The organism is Rugamonas aquatica, from assembly GCF_009380215.1.
GTDB classification, from domain to species: Bacteria; Pseudomonadota; Gammaproteobacteria; order Burkholderiales; family Burkholderiaceae_D; genus Rugamonas; species Rugamonas aquatica_B.
On record NZ_WHUG01000012.1, the window covers coordinates 103,475 to 121,906 of the forward strand.

Consider the following 18,432-nt stretch of genomic DNA (forward strand, 5'->3'; position numbering starts at 1 on the left):
TCAGCGTTTGATCGCCTTGAAGGCGTGGCCGGCCTCGGTCAGCGCGGCCGGCTTGGCGGCCGCATTGCCGGCTACATTGCCGGCCGCCGGCCGCGCCGCGCGTTGCAGCGCCAGCAGCAGCGGCGCTTTGCGCTCCGGATCCGGCAGCAGCGCCAGGTCGGCGCCCGGCAGACGCTGGGCCAGCGCGCCCGCCTCATCCGCCCCCAGCTGCTCGCAGCTGACGTAAAGCCGGTACGACGCCCAGCTGTTGCCCACCTCCAGCATGAAGCCGGCCACGTTCGCCGTGCCCGGCTGGCCCGGCAGCGCCGTCACGCGCAGCCTGGTCTTGCCTTTGCGCAGATGCAGCGTATCCCAGGTCTGCATCGGATAGAAGCGCGGCGCATCGGCCCCCTCCATCGGCGACGATGCGGCGGCCGGCTCCGCCACGATCACCGGCAGCTTGCCCAGCGACGCCAGCGGCGCCACCCCGCCGTAGCGGCCGCTGCCGGCCGGCGTCACCAGCAGCAGATCGGCCGCCGGCCACTGGCGCACCGCCTCGGCGCTGTAGGCATCGGCGTCGGCGCCCACGGTGAGGATGCTCAAGCCCTGGAAGTGAATCAACGCCAGCCCCCTGCCCGCCAGTTGCACCCGCCCCGGCGCCGCAGGCGCCACCGGTGCAGCGCCCTCCAGCTCGATCACATAGCGCGGCCCGATCTGCGCCAGCCCCACCTTGCAGCCCAGCGCCAGCAAGGCCACCACGATCAACGCCCGCCATCCATAGCTGTTGCCCATCGCATTCTCCCGCTCATGCCCGCCGTTCTCCAGTAGAGCACCGGCGCCGCAGGGTTTTCTTGAAGCAACTCAAAAGGCGGGTCTGCTTCGGCTGGCGGCGCTCAAAAATCGGGCACGAATGATACAATTCCGCCCTCGGCAGCGCGTTGCAATGCTTACCAGGCGCGACGTGCCTTTCCACCCAACTCCCTCTGAGATCCAGACTGCCATGCACCCAGACATGCCTACGCCTTACGAAAAAGGTAATCAAAACCAGACCACCCTGTGGACCGAATGCATTGCGTTCTACCAGGAACTGGCGCAGCGCTTCCCGCAAGTGCTGCGTTTTGAACAGATCGGCACTTCCGACGGCGGCATCCCGGTGCATGCGGGCGTAGTCAGCGCGGACGGCGTGTTCGACCGCGCGCAAATCAAGGCTGAAGGCCGCACCGTCTTCTTCAACAACAATGGCATCCACCCCGGCGAACCCGAAGGCGTGGACGCCTGCATGGCCATCGTGCGCGACCTGTGCTTCGATCCGGCCCGCCTGGCCGCGCTGGGCAAGACCGTGCTGCTGTTCGTCCCGCTCTACAACGTCGACGGCGCGCTCAACCGCGCCAACACTTCGCGCGTCAACCAGGACGGCCCGGAGCAGTTCGGCTTCCGCGGCAACAGCCGCCACCTGGACCTGAACCGCGACTTCATCAAGTGCGACACGCTCAACGCGCAGCTGTTCAACCAGCTCGTCACCAGCTGGGATCCGGACGTGATGGTGGACACCCACACCTCCAACGGCGCCGACTATCCATACACGATGACGCTGATCCACACGCAGGCGGACAAGCTGGGCTACGGCCTCGGCCCCTTCCTGCGCGAGACCATGCTGCCGCACATCTACGCCGAGATGGAAGCCAAGGGCTGGCCGACCTGCCCCTACGTCAATCCGGTGCAGGACACGCCGGACGACGGCATCGCCGAATTCCTGGAAGTGCCGCGCTTCTCGACCGGTTTCGCAGCGCTGCACCACGTCATCGGCTTCATGCCGGAGACGCACATGCTCAAGCCCTTCAAGGACCGCTACGATTCGATGCGCGCACTGCTGGACGTGACCATGGCCTTCACCGTCACCCACGGCGAGCAAATCCAGAAGCTGCGCGCCGACGCGCGCGAGCAAGCCGCCAACGCCAAGGAGTGGACCGTCAGCTGGAAGATGGATGAAGCGAATCCGTCGACCTTCCGCTTCAAAGGCTACGCCGCCAAGCGCAGCCCTAGCCTGCTGGGCAACTACACCCGCCTGTCCTACAACCGCAGCCAGCCGTGGGAAAAGGACATCGCCTACTACAACAGCTTCGTGCCGTCGGCCACCGTGCGCGCGCCGAAAGGCTATGTGATCCCGCAAGCCTGGCGCGAAGCGATCGAGCGCCTGCAATGGAACGGCGTGGAGATGGCACGCTTCGACGAAGCCTCCACCATCGAAGCGCAGTACTACCACATCGCCTCCGTCACCTCGCGCCCGCACGCCTACGAAGGCCATATGTACCACGACGTGGTGGAACTGGAAGCGCGCACCGGCAGCTTCACCGTGCAGCCGGGCGACTACTTCATTCCGCTCAAGCAGGCCAACGCCCGCTACGCCGTCGAAACGCTGGAACCGCAAGGCCACGACTCCTTCTTCCGCTGGGGTTTCTTCAACAGCGTGCTGGAGAAAAAAGAAGCCTTCTCCGACTACGTGTTCGAAGACCTGGCGATGGAGATGCTGGAAACCGAGCCTGAACTGAAAGCCAAATTCGAACAATGGAAGGCCGACCATCCGGCGCTGCTGTCCGACCAAGAGAAGGTACTGGGCTTCATCTTCGAAAACGGCAAACGCCACGCCGAGCCGGAATGGCGCCGTTACCCGGTGCTGTCCGTCTTCTAAGTCCCCGCAAGTATCAACTAGCGTTACCCCATGCGCGCAGCGGCGATCCCGCGGCGCGCATGCAAGCTGCCCACAAGGCCATAGCCATGCATTACGCACTCAACCTGCGCACGTTTTTTTACAGCCATTACTTTTACCTGGGGCTGCGCTTCGCCGCAGGCCTGGTCGGCGTCACGCTGATTACCCTCCAATTCGCCGACATGGCCACCGCCATGACGGTGTGCATCGGCGCGCTCTGCACCGCGCTGATGGACATGCCCAGTCCCCTGCGCCACAAGTTCAACGAGATGAGCGCCTCGGTGCTGCTGTGCAGCGCCGTCACGCTGTTAATCAGCCTGTGCGCGCCGGTGCACTGGCTGCTGATGTCCATGCTGGTGGCGATCAGCTTCCTGGCCTGCATGATGGTCGTCTACGGCAAGAAGTCGATGCCGCTGCAACTGGCCACGCTGTTCATCATGACCATGTCGATGGAACACGACATGACGGTGCGCGAATCCTTCATCCATACCGGCCTGTTCACGCTGGGCGCCGTGGCCTACCTGGCCTACGCGATGGGCATCTCGTGGATACTGCGCCACCGCATCAAGCAGCAGGTGCTGGCCGAGGCGCTGTTCGAACTGGCCGCCTACATCGACATCAAGGCCGACTTCTACGACACCCGCTACAACCTCACCGAACAATTCAACAAACTGGTACGCCACCAAAGCCTGCTGGCCGACCGCCAGCAAGCCTCGCGCGACCTGATACTGCGCAGCCACCAGAACAGCAAGGACGCCATCGTCGTGCAGACCCACGTCTGCATGCTCGACCTGTATGAGCTGATCCTGTCGACCCACACCGACTACGCCCAGCTGCGCGTGCACCTGGCCGATTCGCCGGTACTGAAAACGCTGCACGACCTGGCCTACAAGGCTGCGCGCGACATCGAGTCGGTGGCCTACGACGTCACCCGCAAGAAGGCTTCCTACCCCGAGATCAGCTACGAGCCGGAACTGGACGCCATCGAAGCGGAGCTGGCATCCCTGCAGCGCCGCGTGGACGAAGGCAAGCCGGCGCAGGAAGCGCTGGCCGTGCTGCGCGCGCAGCGCAACAAGGTACGCGGCATCATCAAGATGATCGTCGAGCTGCACCGCGCCAGCCAGAAGGTCTACGACAGCACGCCGTTCTGGGTCGACGCCGACATGGGCCCCTTCCTGTCGCAGCAGAAGTACGAGCTGCGCATGATCCTGTCGCACCTGCGCCTGGACTCGCCGATCTTCCGCTTCTCGCTGCGGGTGGCGATGGCGATCTCGGTCGGCCTGGCGGTGGCCGCATGGCTGCCGTATGCGGCGCACAGCTACTGGATCGTGCTGACCATCGTCATCATCCTCAAGCCCAGCTTCAGCATGACCAAGCAGCGCCGCAGCGACCGCATCGTCGGCACCATCGTCGGCTGCGTCATCACGGCGCTAATCATCAAGTACCTGAACTATCCGGCGGCGATACTGGGCTTCCTGATTCTGTCGACGGTGGCCACACCCACCTTCATCTACCTGCGCTACCGCTACGCGGCGATCGCGGTCAGCATCATGATCCTGCTGCAGATGCACCTGATCGCGCCGGGCAACCATGACCTGATCATGGAACGCCTGATCGACACCTTCATCGGCGCGGCCGTGGCGACAGCCTTCAGCTTCGTGCTGGCCAGCTGGGAATATCAAACCCTGCCGCGCCTGATCCGCGAAGTGCTGGGCGTGAACCTGCGCTACATGCAGGCCAGCTTCGATCTGCTGCAAGGCAAAGGCAAGGACGATTTCGCCTACCGCATCGAGCGCAAGCGCCTGATGGACAGCCTGGCCGCGCTCAGCTCCGCGCTGGTGCGCATGCTCGACGAACCGGCCCGCAAGCAGCGCGCGGTGGAGGACATCAACCTGTTCATCGTGCAGAACTACCTGCTGGTGGCGCACGTGGCCGCACTGCGCTCCATCCTGCGCCGCCACCAGAAGGAGCTGCCGACCGCGCCCGTCAACGCGATGCTGAACGAAAGCCACGAGCAGGTCGTGCGCACGCTGGCGCAGGCGCTGGCGCCGCAATCGGCCACGCCGGCGACGGAGCCGGCAACTGCGACGGCCGCCGTGGACACCGCCAGCGTGCCATGGTCCGGCTGGCCGCTGGTGCAGCGCCGCATCCGCCTGCTGCAAGCGGACGCGGTCAAGATCATCGTCCACAGCGAAGCCATCGTCCGCAACGTCGCCTGATCCGGCGCAGGCCTGCTACTATGGACGGATGAGCGCTTCCTCCTCCCCATCCGCCTTCAGCACCCGCGACCTTGTATCCGCCCTGTTCGTCGTCCTGATCTGGGGCACCAACTTCGTCGCGATGAAGGTTGGCCTGCGCGACCTGACGCCGTTCCAGATGGGCGCCGCGCGCTACATCTTCGCCGTGCTGCCGCTGATCCTGTTCATCCGCCCGCCCAAGCTGCCGGTCAAATGGATCGTGGCTTACGGCTTGTGCCAGGGCGTCGGCCAATTCGGCCTGCTGTTCCTGTCGCTGAAGGTCGGCATGTCGGCCGCGCTGGCGTCCGTGATCCTGCAAACGCAAGTCTTCTTCACCGCCTTCTTCGGTTTCGCGCTGCTGCACGAACGCGCCAGCCGCGCACTGCAAGCGGGCCTGCTGCTGGCCGCCGTGGGCCTGGTCTGCTTCGGCATGAACTACGTGCAGCCCGGCCACGCGGGCGGCACCACCGCCGGCGGCTTTGCACTGTGCCTGGCTGCCGCCGCGATGTGGGCGGCGTCGAACATCGTCGTGCGCCGCGCGCAGCAGGCCACGCCGCAATTCGATGTGGTGGGTTTCATGGTCTGGTGCAGCCTGGTGCCGATAGTGCCGTTCATCGGCCTGTCGCTGGCCTTCGACGACCCGGCCACGCGCTGGAGCTGGACCAGCGCACCGCTGGCCACCTGGATCTCGGCCGCCTACCTGGGCTGGATGGCGACCATCCTCGGCTACGCCATGTGGACGCGTTTATTGAAGCGCCACCCGGTCAACCGCGTGGCGCCGTTCAGCCTTGGGGTGCCGGTGGTCGGCATCAGCGCCGGCATGATCGCGCTGGGCGATGTCATCACCGGCTGGCAGTGGGCCGGCATCGCGCTGATCGTCGCCTCGCTGATCTGCACCATGTTCGGCGGGCGCTGGCTGGGCCAGCGTTAAGCGAAGCAGACCCGGTTGCGGCCCGTCTGCTTGGCGCGGTACAGCAGCGCGTCGGCCTTTTGCAGCATGGCCTCGGCCGTGCCGGCGGCCAGGTCGGCGTAGACGCCCATGCTCATCGTCACCTTCAGGTCCGGGTGCACCTCGTGCCACGGGAAGCCTTCGATGATGTTGCGCAGCTTGTCGCACAGGGCGGCCGCTTGCGGCAGCTCGGTCTCCGGGAAGGCGATGACAAATTCCTCGCCGCCGTAACGCGCCACCAGATCGCTCAGGCGCATATGGCTGCGCAGGATCTCGCCGACCTGGCGCAGCACCGCGTCGCCGGTGGCGTGCGAGAACTGGTCGTTGATACGCTTGAAGAAATCAATATCCCCTATCACCACGCTCAATGGCCGCTTGTGGCGCACCGCGTGGCTGAACAGCGTAGTCGCCTGCTCGTCGAAGTGGCGGCGGTTGTGCAGCTTGGTCAGGGCGTCGCGGACACTGAGCTCGCGCATCTGCTCGGCCTGCGCCAGGATGGTCTGGTGCGACTCCTTCAGTTCCTCGTGCGAGCGCGCCAGCTGTTCGCTCATGTCGTTGAAGGCGCTGGCCAGCGCCGCCACTTCGTCCTTGCCCTCCACCGGCACCCGCTGCAGCAGCGAGCCGCCGTGCATGGCGCGCACCGCACCGGTCAGGTGACTGAGCTTGCGGCTCAGGCCACGGCTCAGCAGAACGCCCAGCACCAGCGCCAGCGCGGCCGCGCCGGTCACGCCGGCCACCAGCGCCTCGCGCATGGCGTCGATATATTGCTGCTCCTGTTTGCTGGGCGTGAACACGCCCTCCGGCGAAATATAGGCCGCCACGTGCTCGCCCACCTTGATGGCGCGCGCATCCTTGCGGGCCGACTCGGGCAGCACCTCGCCCGGCCGGTACACGCCGGCGCCCAGCAGCACGCGGAACTGGCCGTCGGCCACGATGAAGTGGAACGGCGGCTCGCCGTTCGCGCGCGGCGGCGGGCGTCCGCCCTCCGGACGCGGCGGCGGTCCTTCGCCCGGCGGCGGTCCGCGATGCTCACCGCCTTCCTCATCCGGCGGCGGCGGCCGGTTGCCCTGCCCATCCAGGCTGTGCATGAAATTGTCGAAAGGCTCGGCGGCGGTGGCGGCTTGCCAGCTGCCGTACTTTTGCAGATAACCGTTCATCCCCTCGTAGAAATGATCGGCGGCCCGCTGGCGGCGGATCACGTCGACCTTCTTGGTCATGCCCACGTAGGCCAGGCCGCCCACCATCGCCACGGCCGCCAATCCGGTCAGCAGCAAGGCAAGCATGAATTTCGTGCGCAAGGACATCGGAGCTCCGTCAAATTATTGCCAATTGGACAGTAATCATACCCGATGGCAGTCTGTACGTAAAAAAATCCGGCCTTAAAAAATTACTCTTGAGAACGCTTTTCTCATAGGGAAAATCGCCAGTTATACAGAATTCTTATGGCGAGTATCACAAATCAAAAGTTTATTTATTACTGAAAGGCGCGCATACTGCACTGCAACAAACGAACATTTAAGGAGCTTCTGATGAGCGCAACTAACAACCTGATTTACATCGACCTGACCTCGACCCGCTATGCAAGCAACGTTGCCGCCGCAGCGCGCCAGCTGATTGCCGCACTGTTCGCAGTCAAGCCACGTCCAGCTGTCGTCGCTGAAGAAGTTGTTACGCAGCGCCAGCAAGAGTCCGCCGCATCCTGGCTGAACAGCATGGCCAATGACTGCGAACGTCATTCGCCCAACCTGTCTGCCGAGCTGCGCTACATGGCGTCGCGCGGTTAATCGTACCGAATTTAACTTCCTGGAGATCACCATGCTGACCATCATCGAAAACCTGCCTGCCGCCATCGCCCTGTCGGGCCTCGTACTGCGCCTCTACCTGGGCGCCAATCCGGGTAAAGACGAAGCGTAAGCCGTCCGTCATGCACGTAAAAAAGCCCCGGTAACGCGCAAGCGGCCGGGGCTTTCTAACGTCCAGGGTTTTACTTGGCCGTATTCAGTCGCGAGTTGCGCATGCCGTACAGGAAGTACGTCAGGATCGCCGCGCTCATCCAGATGATGAAGATGGTGTAGGTGGTCAGCGACAGGCCGAACATCAGATACAGGCAGGCGGCAATGCTCAGGCCCGGCACCACATACGGACCGAACGGCACGCGGAAGCCTTTGGTGCCCGTGCCATTTTCCTTGCGGCGCATCACCGGCACCGCCAGCGACACCACGATGAAGGCCGTCAGCGTACCCATGCTGACCATATCCCACAGGAAGGTCGCGTCAACGAAACCGGCCACCAGGCCGACCACGATGCAGACGATCAGCGTGTTCTGCACCGGCGAGGCCGTGCGCGCATTGACCTTCTGGAAGGACTTGGAAATCAGGCCATCCTTCGAGATCGCGTACAGGATGCGAGTCTGGCCGTAGATCGTCACCAGCGTCACGCTGAACACCGAGATCACGGCGCCGGCCGACAGCACCAGCGCAGGCCAGGTCTTGCCCGTCACGTTCTGCAGGATCACGGCCAGGCCGGCTTCCTGCCCGGCGAACTTGTACGCAGGCTGCGCGCCCATCGCGGCCACGGCCACCAGCAGGTAGAACAAGGTGACGATGCCCAGCGCCGCCAGGATGCCGATCGGCACGTTGCGCTTGGGATCGCGCACCTCTTCGCCGGCCGTGGCGACCGTGTCCAGCCCGATGAACGAGAAGAACACCGTGGCCGCGGCGGCCGTCACGCCGGTCATGCCGGTGATGTGGACGCCGTTGTCCGGGCTGAAGAATGGATGGAAATTGTTTATATCAAAGCCGGAGAAAGCGATCACCACGAAGAAGATCAGGATCGCCAGCTTAATCATCACCATGATGGCGTTGGTGGTGGCCGATTCCTTGGTGCCGCGTATCAGCAGCAGGCAGCACAGGCCGACCAGCAGGATAGGCGGCAGGTTGATATGGCCGCCGTGGAACTCGATGCCCTTGGGCGTGGACACAATCATCGGCGACCGCAACATCTCGGGGATGTGCACGCCGAAAGCATTGTTCAGGAAATTGTTCAGGTAATCGGACCAGCCGATCGCCGTGGCGCTGGCCGCCAACCCATATTCGAGCAGCAGGCAGGCCGCCATGATAAAGGCCAAGAACTCGCCGACGGTGGCGTAGGCAAACGAGTACGACGAGCCGGACGCCGGAATGCGGAACGACAGTTCGGCGTAGCACAGCGCGGTCAGGCCGGCGGTGATCGCGGCGAACAGGAAGGACAGGATCACGGAAGGGCCGGCTTTCGGCACCGCCTCCACCATCGTGAAGAATATCCCGGTGCCGATCGTGGCACCGACACCGATCATTGTCAGGGGAAACAAGCCTATGGAGCGGTGCAGGCCGTTGCTACTGGAGGGAGCAGTTTCTACAGTGTTGTTGACCGGCTTGGTACGGGTCAGTTTCTGGACCAGCGTTTGGTTCACAGGCAATCCTTGTGGGAGATATGTACGGGCAAAAAAACTAAGCGATTATAGGGCCTTCCGGGCCATCGCATTACAGTAATTTTGTGTTAGAAAAACAACTCAGACCCCAAGCGGGGCAAGGGCTCCGTTACAGTTGCTTACTTTTGATACAGCGGGATGTATAGATTGGAAATTGTTGTCAAGTTACTCTAGGGACAAGTGTTACAACTAGCCTAGCCCAAGCCCAAGAGAGCCTGCCATGCCTATCCAAAAAATCCCCACTGTATCCCGGCGTTTCCATCCTGTCGTGACTGGCGCCGCCGTTGCCCTGTTGGGTTTGGCGGGCACGCTGGCTGCGTGGCTGGCGCGCGGCTGATTCAGAACGGCCCGAGATAATCGCGCTTGCCGACCGGGACGCCCTGGTTGCGCAGGATATCGTGGGCGGTGACGATGTGGAAGAAGAAGTTCGGCAACGCGAACGTCAGCAGGTAGTCGTCCCCTGTGAACTCCGGCTGAAACGAACCAAAATTAAGTGCGATCGTGCGCGCCTCGCTGTCGGCGAACGCGTTCTCGTCGATGCTTTCCAGGTAGGCGATGGTATCGGCGATCCGCTGCTGCAACTGATCGAACGACGTTTCATTGTCTTCAAATTTGGGCGCGGGCACGCCGCTCAAACGCTCCACCGACAATTTCGACGTATCGCTGGCGCGCTGCACCTGCGCAGACAACGGCAACATGTCATCGGCCAAGCGCGCCGAGATCATCGCATCCGGCACCGAGCCATGCTGCTCGACATAAGCCTCGGCCTTCCCCAGCAACTCCGACAACACCTTCAAGCCCCGCACAAACACAGGCACCGAAACCTGATACATCGATAGCGACATCGCGAACTCCAGACGTGAGATAGAGAACTGCGAGTGTAGCGCAAGGAATCAGTCTATGCGCTGCATGCCGCACGCTTGGCCGCAATCTCGACCATCTCCTCGATCGTACAGTCCAAGTCCGGCTTCGGAAGAATTCCCTTCAGCACAGATGGCGACAAATTCATGGCGATCATTACGACCTGTCCATCGCCGAACGGAAGAAATTCAATTCGGCCGCCATTCTCCAGGCCAAGCGCTTTCCGTATAGGCGGCGGAACAGTAACACTACCATCAGCGGAAACGAATGCAATAGTCATGATCTACTCCTCAACGCAGTTCGCTTTACTCTATGCGTGCGCGAAGAAAAATCAAGAGAACGTCCTACTAACTTTGTGAGCGGTCAAAGACATTCTTTACCAACCGCATCGACGATAAAGCGGGCTGAGGCGAGCAAACTGCTGGTCAGGCCAGCTGGTCGACGTTGTTGCCGATTTTGCTGGCGTCGGTGGTTTTGTCGGGATGGGCGATGCTGTAGACCAGTTGCTCCTGTGCTGAGACTGTGCCGTCCTTGTTGGTGTCGGCTGCTTCGTAGGTCGTGGTTGAGCTGCTTGTGCTGCTGACGCCACCTGCACCACCACCGCCTCCACCGCCGCCCGCACCGTGAGCGCCATGCGCGCCTTGGCCGCCTTGAGCGCCGCCGGCACCACCACTTGGACGCGGCGGCGCAAAGGTGCCGCTCTTGATCGCAGTCTCCAGATCGGACTGCGTGATCGAACCGGACTTCTGCGTGTCGATCGCATCGAACTGCTTGGTGGCGTCGTCTGCCGACACGCCTTTCTTTTCCAGGCCCGATACGAATTCGTCTTTATTGACCTTGCCATCCTTGTCGGCATCCAGATCGCCGAATACCTTGGCCGCAAAGCGCGCCGCCCCCTTCGCAGGATCGAAGGAGGTGGCTTGGGTACTACTGCCGCTTGAAACGCCGCTGATTGCTGTCGTCATGATGATTACTCCGTGGTTAAGGACACTGTTGTTCCTGTTAACGAACTAATCGATGTAACTATGACCCCGCAGAGTGTAAAGCGACGTAAAGATCAGGCGACCCGCACCACCATCAAGCCCGCACGCAAGCCGATACGAACATCAGGATTAGGGAACACCACCAGCTCCTCAGGATGCTGAACGGTATAAATAGTATCGCCGTCGCGGGCGATTTCCTCGCCCTGCTTCAGCGTCGTGAAGTTGTGCGTCTCTTTGCCAAACGCCATCTGGAACTTGTCGCTCAACTTGATGATCTGGCGCGCAGTGTTGAACACGTGCGGCTGCTGCCTGGCCTCACGCTTGGCAGCACCGCGCAGCAAATCATCCAGCGCCTGCGACGCATCGACAAACTGCGACAGATCGTTCTGCCCCAGCGTACCGATACGCCCCAACTCCACCGTGGTGCCGGCCGCCGCATGGTGCTCGGCCGAGTAATAACTGTAAGTCCCGACCGACGCCGGATTCATGATGACCGCACCGATGCCGGCCAATCCCAACCACTCGATCAACTCACGGCGAGGCTGATCGGCGATCAGCTCCGGCACGATGGCAAAGGTCGGATACACCGACGGCCTAATCGCCGTATGCAAATCCAGATGCCAGCGCACCGGCCCCGCGCCTTCGAAGAACGCCGTCGTCGCAGCGATCATCACATCCGCACGCGCCGCTTCCGCCGTGCCTTCCAGCGACCCGCGCTCCTTGCGGAACATGCGGTTCAAGTCAGCATCGATGAAGCGCTTGCCGGCGCGGATGGCGCCGATATTGCCAACGCAAAGCATCAGGTTGACCGCCAGCGACGACGCCTGCTGCGACAAGGCGTCCAGCAGATACGCCACCACCTCGATCGGGCCGGTCTCGTCGCCGTGCACGCCGACCGAAACCAGCACGCTCGGACGTTCGCCTTCGGCCTTGATCGTCAGGATACCGTCGGCCGGCTGCGTCACCGCAAAACCAGCCGCCGAAAAACGCTGCGCGACAGCGCTGAAATCCGCTTCAGCAAGCGCGCGTACCGATTCCGGCAAAGCCTTAGGCAAATCAGTCATCTACTTACACCGCCAGCGTCGTGTTACCGGAGTTGGTCGCTTCGGACAAAGCCCAAACGTCCAGCATCGCCTGTTCCAGATCGGTCGCCGCCGCGTAGCCGGACAAGCCCAGCGTGTTGGCCACGACTTCCACCGCTTCCGCCGCCGTATGGCCGCCGGTCGCATGCTGCAGCACCTGCGACAGCAGGCGTTGCTGCGTGCGGCGCAGCGCGTTCTGCGCGTAGCTGCGCAGCTGCTCTTGCGAGCGGCTGGTGGCCGGCAGTTTCAGGCCGCGTTCCAGCGTATCGATGCCGACCTGCGCGCGCAGCGCCAGGCCAACCTGCAGGAACGCCGGCAAGTCCATGCCCGCCGGACGCGATACCGACAGCGCCGCGAACACAAACGCCGCCACCGCCTCGATCGCCTCGACTGCCTTCCAGGCCTGTACGAATTCGGCGCGCAGGCCGGAGGTGATGTCCGCATCCGACTGGCCGTCGGCTGGCGTCAACTGCGCCAGCGTCTCAGGCTTGGCGAACAACTTGGTCAGCTCGGCGACACCGGCGCGCAGCTGGTCGGCAGGCACCGTCAGCACACCTTCGATCACCGACTTTTGCAGCACGCGGGTGCGACCATCGACCTTGATCGACACGGCACGCGGCACCTTCAACGCATCCGCATCCAGCGTCGTGAAGATAGGCGCCAGGTTCAGCGCGGACCATGCTTGGCCCCACGCCAGGATCACATCCGATTCATCCACGCCATGCTCGCCGGCCAGTTGACGCAGCATCAGCGGGCCGCAACGGTTGACCGATTCATTGGCCAGCACGGTCGCCAGGATGGCGTTGGCCAGCGGGTGCGCCAGCGCAGGACGGGTAGCCACCAGCAGGTCCGGGAAGTACGGCTTCAGCACCGACTCGGCCCAATTCAAATCCGTCAGCGGCAGCGCCGACAGGATGCGCTTGTAGCGGTTCTTCACGTTGGCGATCACCACCGCCAGTTCCGGCGTGGTCAGGCCACGGCCGTCGGCCTTGCGGCGCGCCAGTTCAGCCACCGATGGCAGCTGCTCCAGTTCACGCGACAGCGCGCCCTCTTCTTCCAGCGATGCGATCAGCGCGGCATAACCATCCTGCACGGCGGCGTCGACCTGCGCTTGCGCTTCGCGCACCAGCAGCTGCGTTTGCAGCGTGTTGTCGCGCAGGACCAGGCGTTCGATGTCGGCGGTCATTTCGTTCAGCACGCGGTTGCGGTCTGCTTCGCTCAGCTGGCCGGCGTTCATTTCCACGTCCAGCCACATCTTCGCGTTCACTTCATGGTCGGAGCAATCCACGCCGGCCGAGTTGTCGATCGCATCGGTGAAGATGCGGCCGCCCGACAGCGCGAACTCGATACGGCCGGCCTGGGTCGCGCCCAGGTTGCCGCCTTCGGAGACGACCTTGCAGCGCAGCTGGTTGCCGTCCACGCGGATGTTGTCGTTGGCGCGGTCCTTCACTTGCGCGTGCGATTCGGTCGACGCCTTGATGTAGGTGCCGATACCGCCGTTGTAGAACAGGTCCACCGGCGCCAGCAAGATACGGTGCATCAGCTCTTCAGGCGACAGCGCGGTTTCTTCGATATCCAGCGCGGCGCGGATCTGCGGCGACAGCTCGATCGAACGGGCGGTACGCGGGTACACGCCGCCGCCGGCCGAGATCAGTTCCTTGTTGTAGTCGTCCCACGAGGAGCGCGGCAGCGCGAACATGCGCTCGCGCTCAACGAAGGATTTTTCCATGTCCGGATTCGGATCGAGGAAGATATGGCGGTGATCGAAGGCTGCCACGATTTTCAGTTTGCGCGACAGCAGCGCGCCGTTACCGAACACGTCGCCCGACATGTCGCCCACGCCGACCATCGTCACTTGCGTGGCGTGGATGTCGTGGTCCATTTCGTAGAAGTGGCGCTTGACCGCTTCGAACGCACCCTTGGCGGTGATGCCCATTTTCTTGTGGTCGTAACCGTTCGAGCCGCCCGACGCGAACGCGTCACCCAGCCAGAAACCGCGCTGCACGGCGATGCCGTTGGCGATGTCGGAGAAGGTCGCGGTGCCCTTGTCGGCAGCCACCACCAGATACGGATCGTTGCCGTCGTAGCACACGGTGTCCGCTGGCGAAACGATATTACCCAGTACGCGGTTGTCGGTCATTTCCAGCAGGCTGGCGATGAACAGGCGATACACTGCTTCGCCTTCGGCCGCGATGGTTTCACGCACGGCGTCTTTCGGCATCTGCTTGCAAACGAAGCCGCCCTTGGCGCCGGCCGGCACGATGACGGCGTTCTTCACCATCTGTGCCTTCACCAGGCCGAGAACTTCGGTGCGGTAGTCTTCCATGCGGTCCGACCAGCGCAGGCCGCCACGGGCGACAGGGCCGCCGCGCAGGTGCACGCCTTCGAAGCGGCGCGAGAACACGAAGATCTCGCGGAACGGACGCGGCTCCGGCACCAGCGACAGGCTGCTGGTGTCGAACTTGAAGATGATCTTGTCGCCCTTCTGTTCGTTCTGGAAGTAGTTGGTGCGCAGCGTGGCGACCATCAGGTCGGTCATCGCGCCCAGCACTTCTTCGCTGTCGGCGTGGTTGATCGCAGGCAGGCGGCTCTTGATGCCGGCCAGCTTGTCCAGCGCGGCGGTGCGGGTGGCTACGTCCAGCGCAGGGTTGAAGCGCTGCAGGAACGCGTCCACCAGCTCCTTGACGATGACCGGCTGCTTGCGCAGCGTTTCAGCGATGTAGCGCACCGAGAAGCGGGTGCCGGTCTGGCGCCAGTAGCTCATGTAGGCGCGCACCAGTTGCACCTGGCGCACGCTCAAGCCGCCTTCGATGACCAGGCCATTCAGGCGGCCGTCTTCGGCTTCGTTGTTGAACAGCGCGGCGAACAGTTCCTGCGCGACCGGCACGACATCGGCCTTGGCCAGGTTGGCGGCGCTGGCGGCGTCCACCGACAGGCTGGTGACGAAGTGGCGCTGGCCATCAACGCGCAGCGAGTGCGCCTGTTCACGGTCGATCGACACGCCGGCGTTATGCAGCGCAGGCAGGATGGTCGACAGCGACGGTACGCGGTCGACGGAGTACAGACGGATGGTGGTCGCATCGGCGACGGTTTCCACACGCACGTCCACACGCGACGGATCGGTGTTGCGCAGGATGGTGCCCAGGTCGTGGAACGCGGCTTCCGGCGCGGTGGTGGCGACGTAGTCGGTCGGCAGCGTGGCGCACATCTTGCGCAGGCTGGCGCGCAGCGGCAGGTCGGCCACGGCGTCGGCCAGCACGGAGAACTGGTCGTGCCAGCCGTCCAGCACCGACAGCAGCGGTTGTTGAATATCGGTTTCCAGGTCCAGCGGGTAGCGCGCGGCGTGGGCGATCAGGTACACGCGGGCCAGTGGGCCGTCGGCCACCAGCGTCTGCGAGCTGACGTACTGCGCGCCGGAGCTGGCTTGCAGCGCCTTGGCCAGTGAGGAAGCGACGCTTGCGCTGTAACGCTCGCGTGGCAGGTAGACCAGCACGTTCAGATGGCGCGCATACACGTCGCGGCGGGCGAACACCTTGGTGCGTGGCTGCTTGTACAGCGACACGACGGCGCCGCAGACTTCGGCCAGCCATTCAGGTTCCGCTTCCAGCGCTTCGGTGCGCGGCAGCGATTCCAGGATCTCCAGGAACTTCTCGGCGCGGAAGCCTTCCTGGCGCACGCCGGCGATGCTCAGCACCTTGGCCACGCGGCCACGGGCGAACGGCAGGCGGTTCAGCGGCGTCGCGGTGGCGGCGCGGGTGAACAGGCCCACGAAGCAGTACTCGCCCAGGATCGCGCCTTGCGCGTCGGTGTGGCGAATGCCGATGAAGTCCAGCTGCTGGTCGCGATGCAGCGTGCCTTCCACGTCGGCCTTGACGATGGACAGGGTGTGGGCGCGTTTCGACAGCGTGTCGAAGTCGCCGGGGATATTGGCCAGGCAGGTGCCGTAGACCGGATGCGAGGTATCCTGCAGCACGCCGATGCGGCTAGGGATGTCGCGTTCCAGTTCGCGCACGCCCGGTTTGACCTGGTAGTAGGCGTAGCCGAACGGCTCGAAGCCCTCGGTCTTGGCCCATTCCAGGAAGGCGGCGACTTCCTTGCCTTCTTCGCCATGCGACGCGGCTTCGGCGCCGATGCGGCTGAAGTGTTCCTGCATCGCGGCTTTGTCGCGGCGCACCACGGCGGCGTCGCGGGACACCATTTCCAGGCGCTCGACCAGCATGCCGATTTCGGCTTCAGGCAGGTCTTCGGACAGCAGGCACAGAACGTAGGATTCGAGTTTGTCGCCGGCCTGGCCGACGGCGGTCACTACGCCGTCCGCATTGCGCGCAACCGGCAGCACCGAGTTCAATACACCGTTGACGCCCACGCGCAGCTTGCGCATGGCCATGACCATGGAATCGACCAGGTAAGGCACGTCGTCGTTCAGCACCAGCAGCGCGGTGGCCATGCCGCCGCGGCCATCCGCGTAGCGCAGCTTGGCGATCTGCGCGCCGGAGCCGGTGCGCTTGGAAGCTTGAGTGAAACCATCCCACAGGACCGGCGCCAGGCTGTCTGGCACGGTGCCGGCCAGGTCTTCGTCGTCCAGGGAACCGAGCCAGGCGCTGATCAGCGCGGCGACTTGAGTGCTGTCGCTGGCGGGCTTGCTGGCGTTGACCAATTCCAGCGTTTGTTTACGCAGGTCTTGTGGCATTTGTTTCATCGTTGCTTCTCCAATACGTTATGTGTATTTTATGTTGCAGGCGCCGCGCCGGCTTGTGGCTGCGCGGCAGGGTTGAGCGCTATTAGACACCAAATCCCCATATGGGGGCGAGATGGTGTTTTACAAATCATACAGTCCAGGCAAGCCCAGAATCCGGCTCAGGTCTTCCAGCGCGGTGTGTACTTCGATCGCCAGCGCAGGATCGGCCAGGTCGGACGGCTCCAGGCGGTCGCGGTAGTGCTTCTCCACCCACGCCACCAGCGTGTGGTACAGCGCCTCGGTCATCACCACACCTTGATGCATCGCAGCCGCTTCGGCATCGGTCAGCGCCACGCGCAGGCGCAGGCACGCAGGGCCGCCACCGTTGCGCATCGACTGGCGCAGGTCGAAGTGAATCAGTTCGTCGACCGCGTTGCCGCTGGCGACCAGGCCTTGCAGATAGGCCGCAACGGCGGCGTTTTCCTCGCACTCCTGCGGAATCACCAGCGCCATCTTGCCGTTGTCCTTGCTCAGCAGCTGGCTGTTGAACAGATAGCTGTGCACCGCGTCGGCCACCGACACCTTGGCGGTATCGACGCGGATCGCGTTCAGGTCCGCGCCCACGCCGCCCATCGCGCGGCGCAGCTGTTCCAGCGCGCCCGCTTCGTCGGCGAAGGCCTGCTCGTGGTAGAACAGCACATTGCCGTTACCGACCGCGATCACGTCGTTGTGGAACACGCCCTGGTCGATCACGTCCGGATTCTGCTGGATGTAGACGGTGCGTTCGGCCGACAGGCCGTGCAGGCGGGCCACGGCCTGCGATGCTTCCAGCGTCTGGCGGGCCGGGTATTTTTTCGGCGCCGGCGCCGAGGCGTCGAACTCGGTGCGGCCGTAGACGAACATCTCGACGGCGGCGCTGCCGTGGTCCTTGCACAGGCGCGTGTGGTTGGCCGCGCCCTCGTCGCCGAAGGCCGGCGTGCCTGGCAGCGCGTCGTGCACGGCAAAGTGCTTCTCGTCCTTGAAGATGGCGCGCAGCGAACGCGCCGACTGCACGTGCTCGAAGGCGCGATGCAGCTTGTTATTCAGGTTGGCGGCGGTGAAGTGCGTGCGGCCGTCGGCGCTGTCGGCGGACGGGCTGACCGTGGCCGCGTTGGCGGTCCACATCGGCGAGGCCGAGTAGGCGCACGCCAGGATCACCGGCGATTCCTTGGCGGCCTTGGCCAGCACCTCGGCATCGCTGCCGGTGAAACCGATGCTGCGCAGCAGGCGGAAATTCGGACGGTCCTGCGGCGGCAGCAGCGCCTGGCCGAAACCGCGCGCGGCCAGGGCGCGCATCTTGGCCAGGCCTTGCAGGGCCGCCAGCTTCGGATTCGAAGCGCTCTTGACGTTGCTGAACGAGGCCACATTGCCGAACGACAGACCGGCGTAGTTGTGCGATGGGCCTACCAGGCCGTCGAAGTTGAATTCGCGTGCGCGCATTTCAGTTC

At 63.7% G+C, this 18,432-nt stretch carries 13 protein-coding genes; 4 read left to right on the forward strand and 9 right to left on the reverse strand.

Features of this window, described 5'->3' with window-relative positions; genetic code table 11:
- Positions 1-771, reverse strand: coding sequence for a hypothetical protein (locus GEV02_RS24475; RefSeq protein ID WP_152840554.1), 771 nt, complete (start codon positions 769-771; stop codon positions 1-3).
- Positions 772-979: 208 nt separating this feature from the next.
- On the opposite strand from GEV02_RS24475, the gene GEV02_RS24480 reads away from it, so the two are divergent.
- The 3 genes from GEV02_RS24480 to GEV02_RS24490 all read left to right on the forward strand — a co-directional run bounded on the left by GEV02_RS24480 (position 980) and on the right by GEV02_RS24490 (position 5,854).
- On the forward strand, positions 980-2,668 hold the full coding sequence (locus tag GEV02_RS24480) for a M14 family zinc carboxypeptidase (RefSeq protein ID WP_152840555.1): 1,689 nt from the start codon (positions 980-982) through the stop codon (positions 2,666-2,668).
- A gap of 86 nt (positions 2,669-2,754) precedes the next feature.
- A complete protein-coding gene (locus GEV02_RS24485) occupies positions 2,755-4,905 on the forward strand; it encodes an FUSC family protein (protein ID WP_152840556.1) in 2,151 nt (716 codons plus the stop codon).
- Positions 4,906-4,933: 28 nt separating this feature from the next.
- The gene (locus tag GEV02_RS24490; protein ID WP_152840557.1) at positions 4,934-5,854 is read left to right on the forward strand and encodes an EamA family transporter; all 921 of its coding nucleotides are present in this window, start codon (positions 4,934-4,936) and stop codon (positions 5,852-5,854) included.
- Here the strand turns inward: GEV02_RS24490 and GEV02_RS24495 are convergent.
- The gene (locus GEV02_RS24495) at positions 5,851-7,176 is read right to left on the reverse strand and encodes a diguanylate cyclase (RefSeq protein WP_152840558.1); all 1,326 of its coding nucleotides are present in this window, start codon (positions 7,174-7,176) and stop codon (positions 5,851-5,853) included. The two genes, GEV02_RS24490 and GEV02_RS24495, sit on opposite strands and share 4 nt — an antisense overlap.
- 225 nt (positions 7,177-7,401) lie before the next feature.
- On the opposite strand from GEV02_RS24495, the gene GEV02_RS24500 reads away from it, so the two are divergent.
- Positions 7,402-7,656: a hypothetical protein gene (locus GEV02_RS24500; RefSeq protein ID WP_070272294.1), complete on the forward strand. Its 255-nt coding sequence runs from the start codon at positions 7,402-7,404 to the stop codon at positions 7,654-7,656.
- Positions 7,657-7,856: 200 nt separating this feature from the next.
- Here GEV02_RS24500 and GEV02_RS24505 read toward each other — a convergent pair whose 3' ends face one another.
- The 7 genes from GEV02_RS24505 to astB all read right to left on the reverse strand — a co-directional run bounded on the left by GEV02_RS24505 (position 7,857) and on the right by astB (position 18,424).
- Positions 7,857-9,323, reverse strand: coding sequence for an APC family permease (locus GEV02_RS24505; protein ID WP_328595910.1), 1,467 nt, complete (start codon positions 9,321-9,323; stop codon positions 7,857-7,859).
- Positions 9,324-9,679: 356 nt separating this feature from the next.
- Complete coding sequence (locus GEV02_RS24510; RefSeq protein WP_152840560.1) at positions 9,680-10,186, reverse strand: DUF1993 domain-containing protein; 507 nt, start codon at positions 10,184-10,186, stop codon at positions 9,680-9,682.
- A 53-nt stretch (positions 10,187-10,239) separates the two neighbouring features.
- Entirely contained in the window at positions 10,240-10,482 is a 243-nt protein-coding gene (locus GEV02_RS24515; RefSeq protein ID WP_152840561.1) for an AbrB/MazE/SpoVT family DNA-binding domain-containing protein, read from the reverse strand.
- Between the two features lie 145 nt (positions 10,483-10,627).
- A complete protein-coding gene (locus tag GEV02_RS24520; protein ID WP_152840562.1) occupies positions 10,628-11,167 on the reverse strand; it encodes an EF-hand domain-containing protein in 540 nt (179 codons plus the stop codon).
- Between the two features lie 92 nt (positions 11,168-11,259).
- Positions 11,260-12,249, reverse strand: coding sequence for a succinylglutamate desuccinylase (locus GEV02_RS24525; RefSeq protein WP_152840563.1), 990 nt, complete (start codon positions 12,247-12,249; stop codon positions 11,260-11,262).
- 4 nt (positions 12,250-12,253) lie between these two features.
- Complete coding sequence (locus GEV02_RS24530) at positions 12,254-16,966, reverse strand: NAD-glutamate dehydrogenase domain-containing protein (RefSeq protein WP_152840564.1); 4,713 nt, start codon at positions 16,964-16,966, stop codon at positions 12,254-12,256.
- A gap of 120 nt (positions 16,967-17,086) precedes the next feature.
- Positions 17,087-18,424 (reverse strand): N-succinylarginine dihydrolase, encoded by a 1,338-nt coding sequence (astB, locus tag GEV02_RS24535; protein WP_152840565.1) that lies wholly within the window; start codon positions 18,422-18,424, stop codon positions 17,087-17,089.
- Positions 18,425-18,432 lie beyond the last annotated feature (8 nt).

Bases quoted from the DNA above. Each gene is read 5' to 3' on its own strand.
- GEV02_RS24525 (WP_152840563.1), bottom strand. From the start codon at position 12,249: ATGACTGATTTGCCTAAGGCTTTGCCGGAATCGGTACGCGCGCTTGCT.
- GEV02_RS24495 (WP_152840558.1), bottom strand. From the start codon at position 7,176: ATGTCCTTGCGCACGAAATTCATGCTTGCCTTGCTGCTGACCGGATTG.
- GEV02_RS24530 (WP_152840564.1), bottom strand. From the start codon at position 16,966: ATGAAACAAATGCCACAAGACCTGCGTAAACAAACGCTGGAATTGGTC.
- GEV02_RS24520 (WP_152840562.1), bottom strand. From the start codon at position 11,167: ATGACGACAGCAATCAGCGGCGTTTCAAGCGGCAGTAGTACCCAAGCC.
- GEV02_RS24490 (WP_152840557.1), top strand. From the start codon at position 4,934: ATGAGCGCTTCCTCCTCCCCATCCGCCTTCAGCACCCGCGACCTTGTA.
- GEV02_RS24500 (WP_070272294.1), top strand. From the start codon at position 7,402: ATGAGCGCAACTAACAACCTGATTTACATCGACCTGACCTCGACCCGC.
- GEV02_RS24515 (WP_152840561.1), bottom strand. From the start codon at position 10,482: ATGACTATTGCATTCGTTTCCGCTGATGGTAGTGTTACTGTTCCGCCG.
- GEV02_RS24475 (WP_152840554.1), bottom strand. From the start codon at position 771: ATGGGCAACAGCTATGGATGGCGGGCGTTGATCGTGGTGGCCTTGCTG.
- astB (WP_152840565.1), bottom strand. From the start codon at position 18,424: ATGCGCGCACGCGAATTCAACTTCGACGGCCTGGTAGGCCCATCGCAC.
- GEV02_RS24510 (WP_152840560.1), bottom strand. From the start codon at position 10,186: ATGTCGCTATCGATGTATCAGGTTTCGGTGCCTGTGTTTGTGCGGGGC.
- GEV02_RS24480 (WP_152840555.1), top strand. From the start codon at position 980: ATGCACCCAGACATGCCTACGCCTTACGAAAAAGGTAATCAAAACCAG.
- GEV02_RS24485 (WP_152840556.1), top strand. From the start codon at position 2,755: ATGCATTACGCACTCAACCTGCGCACGTTTTTTTACAGCCATTACTTT.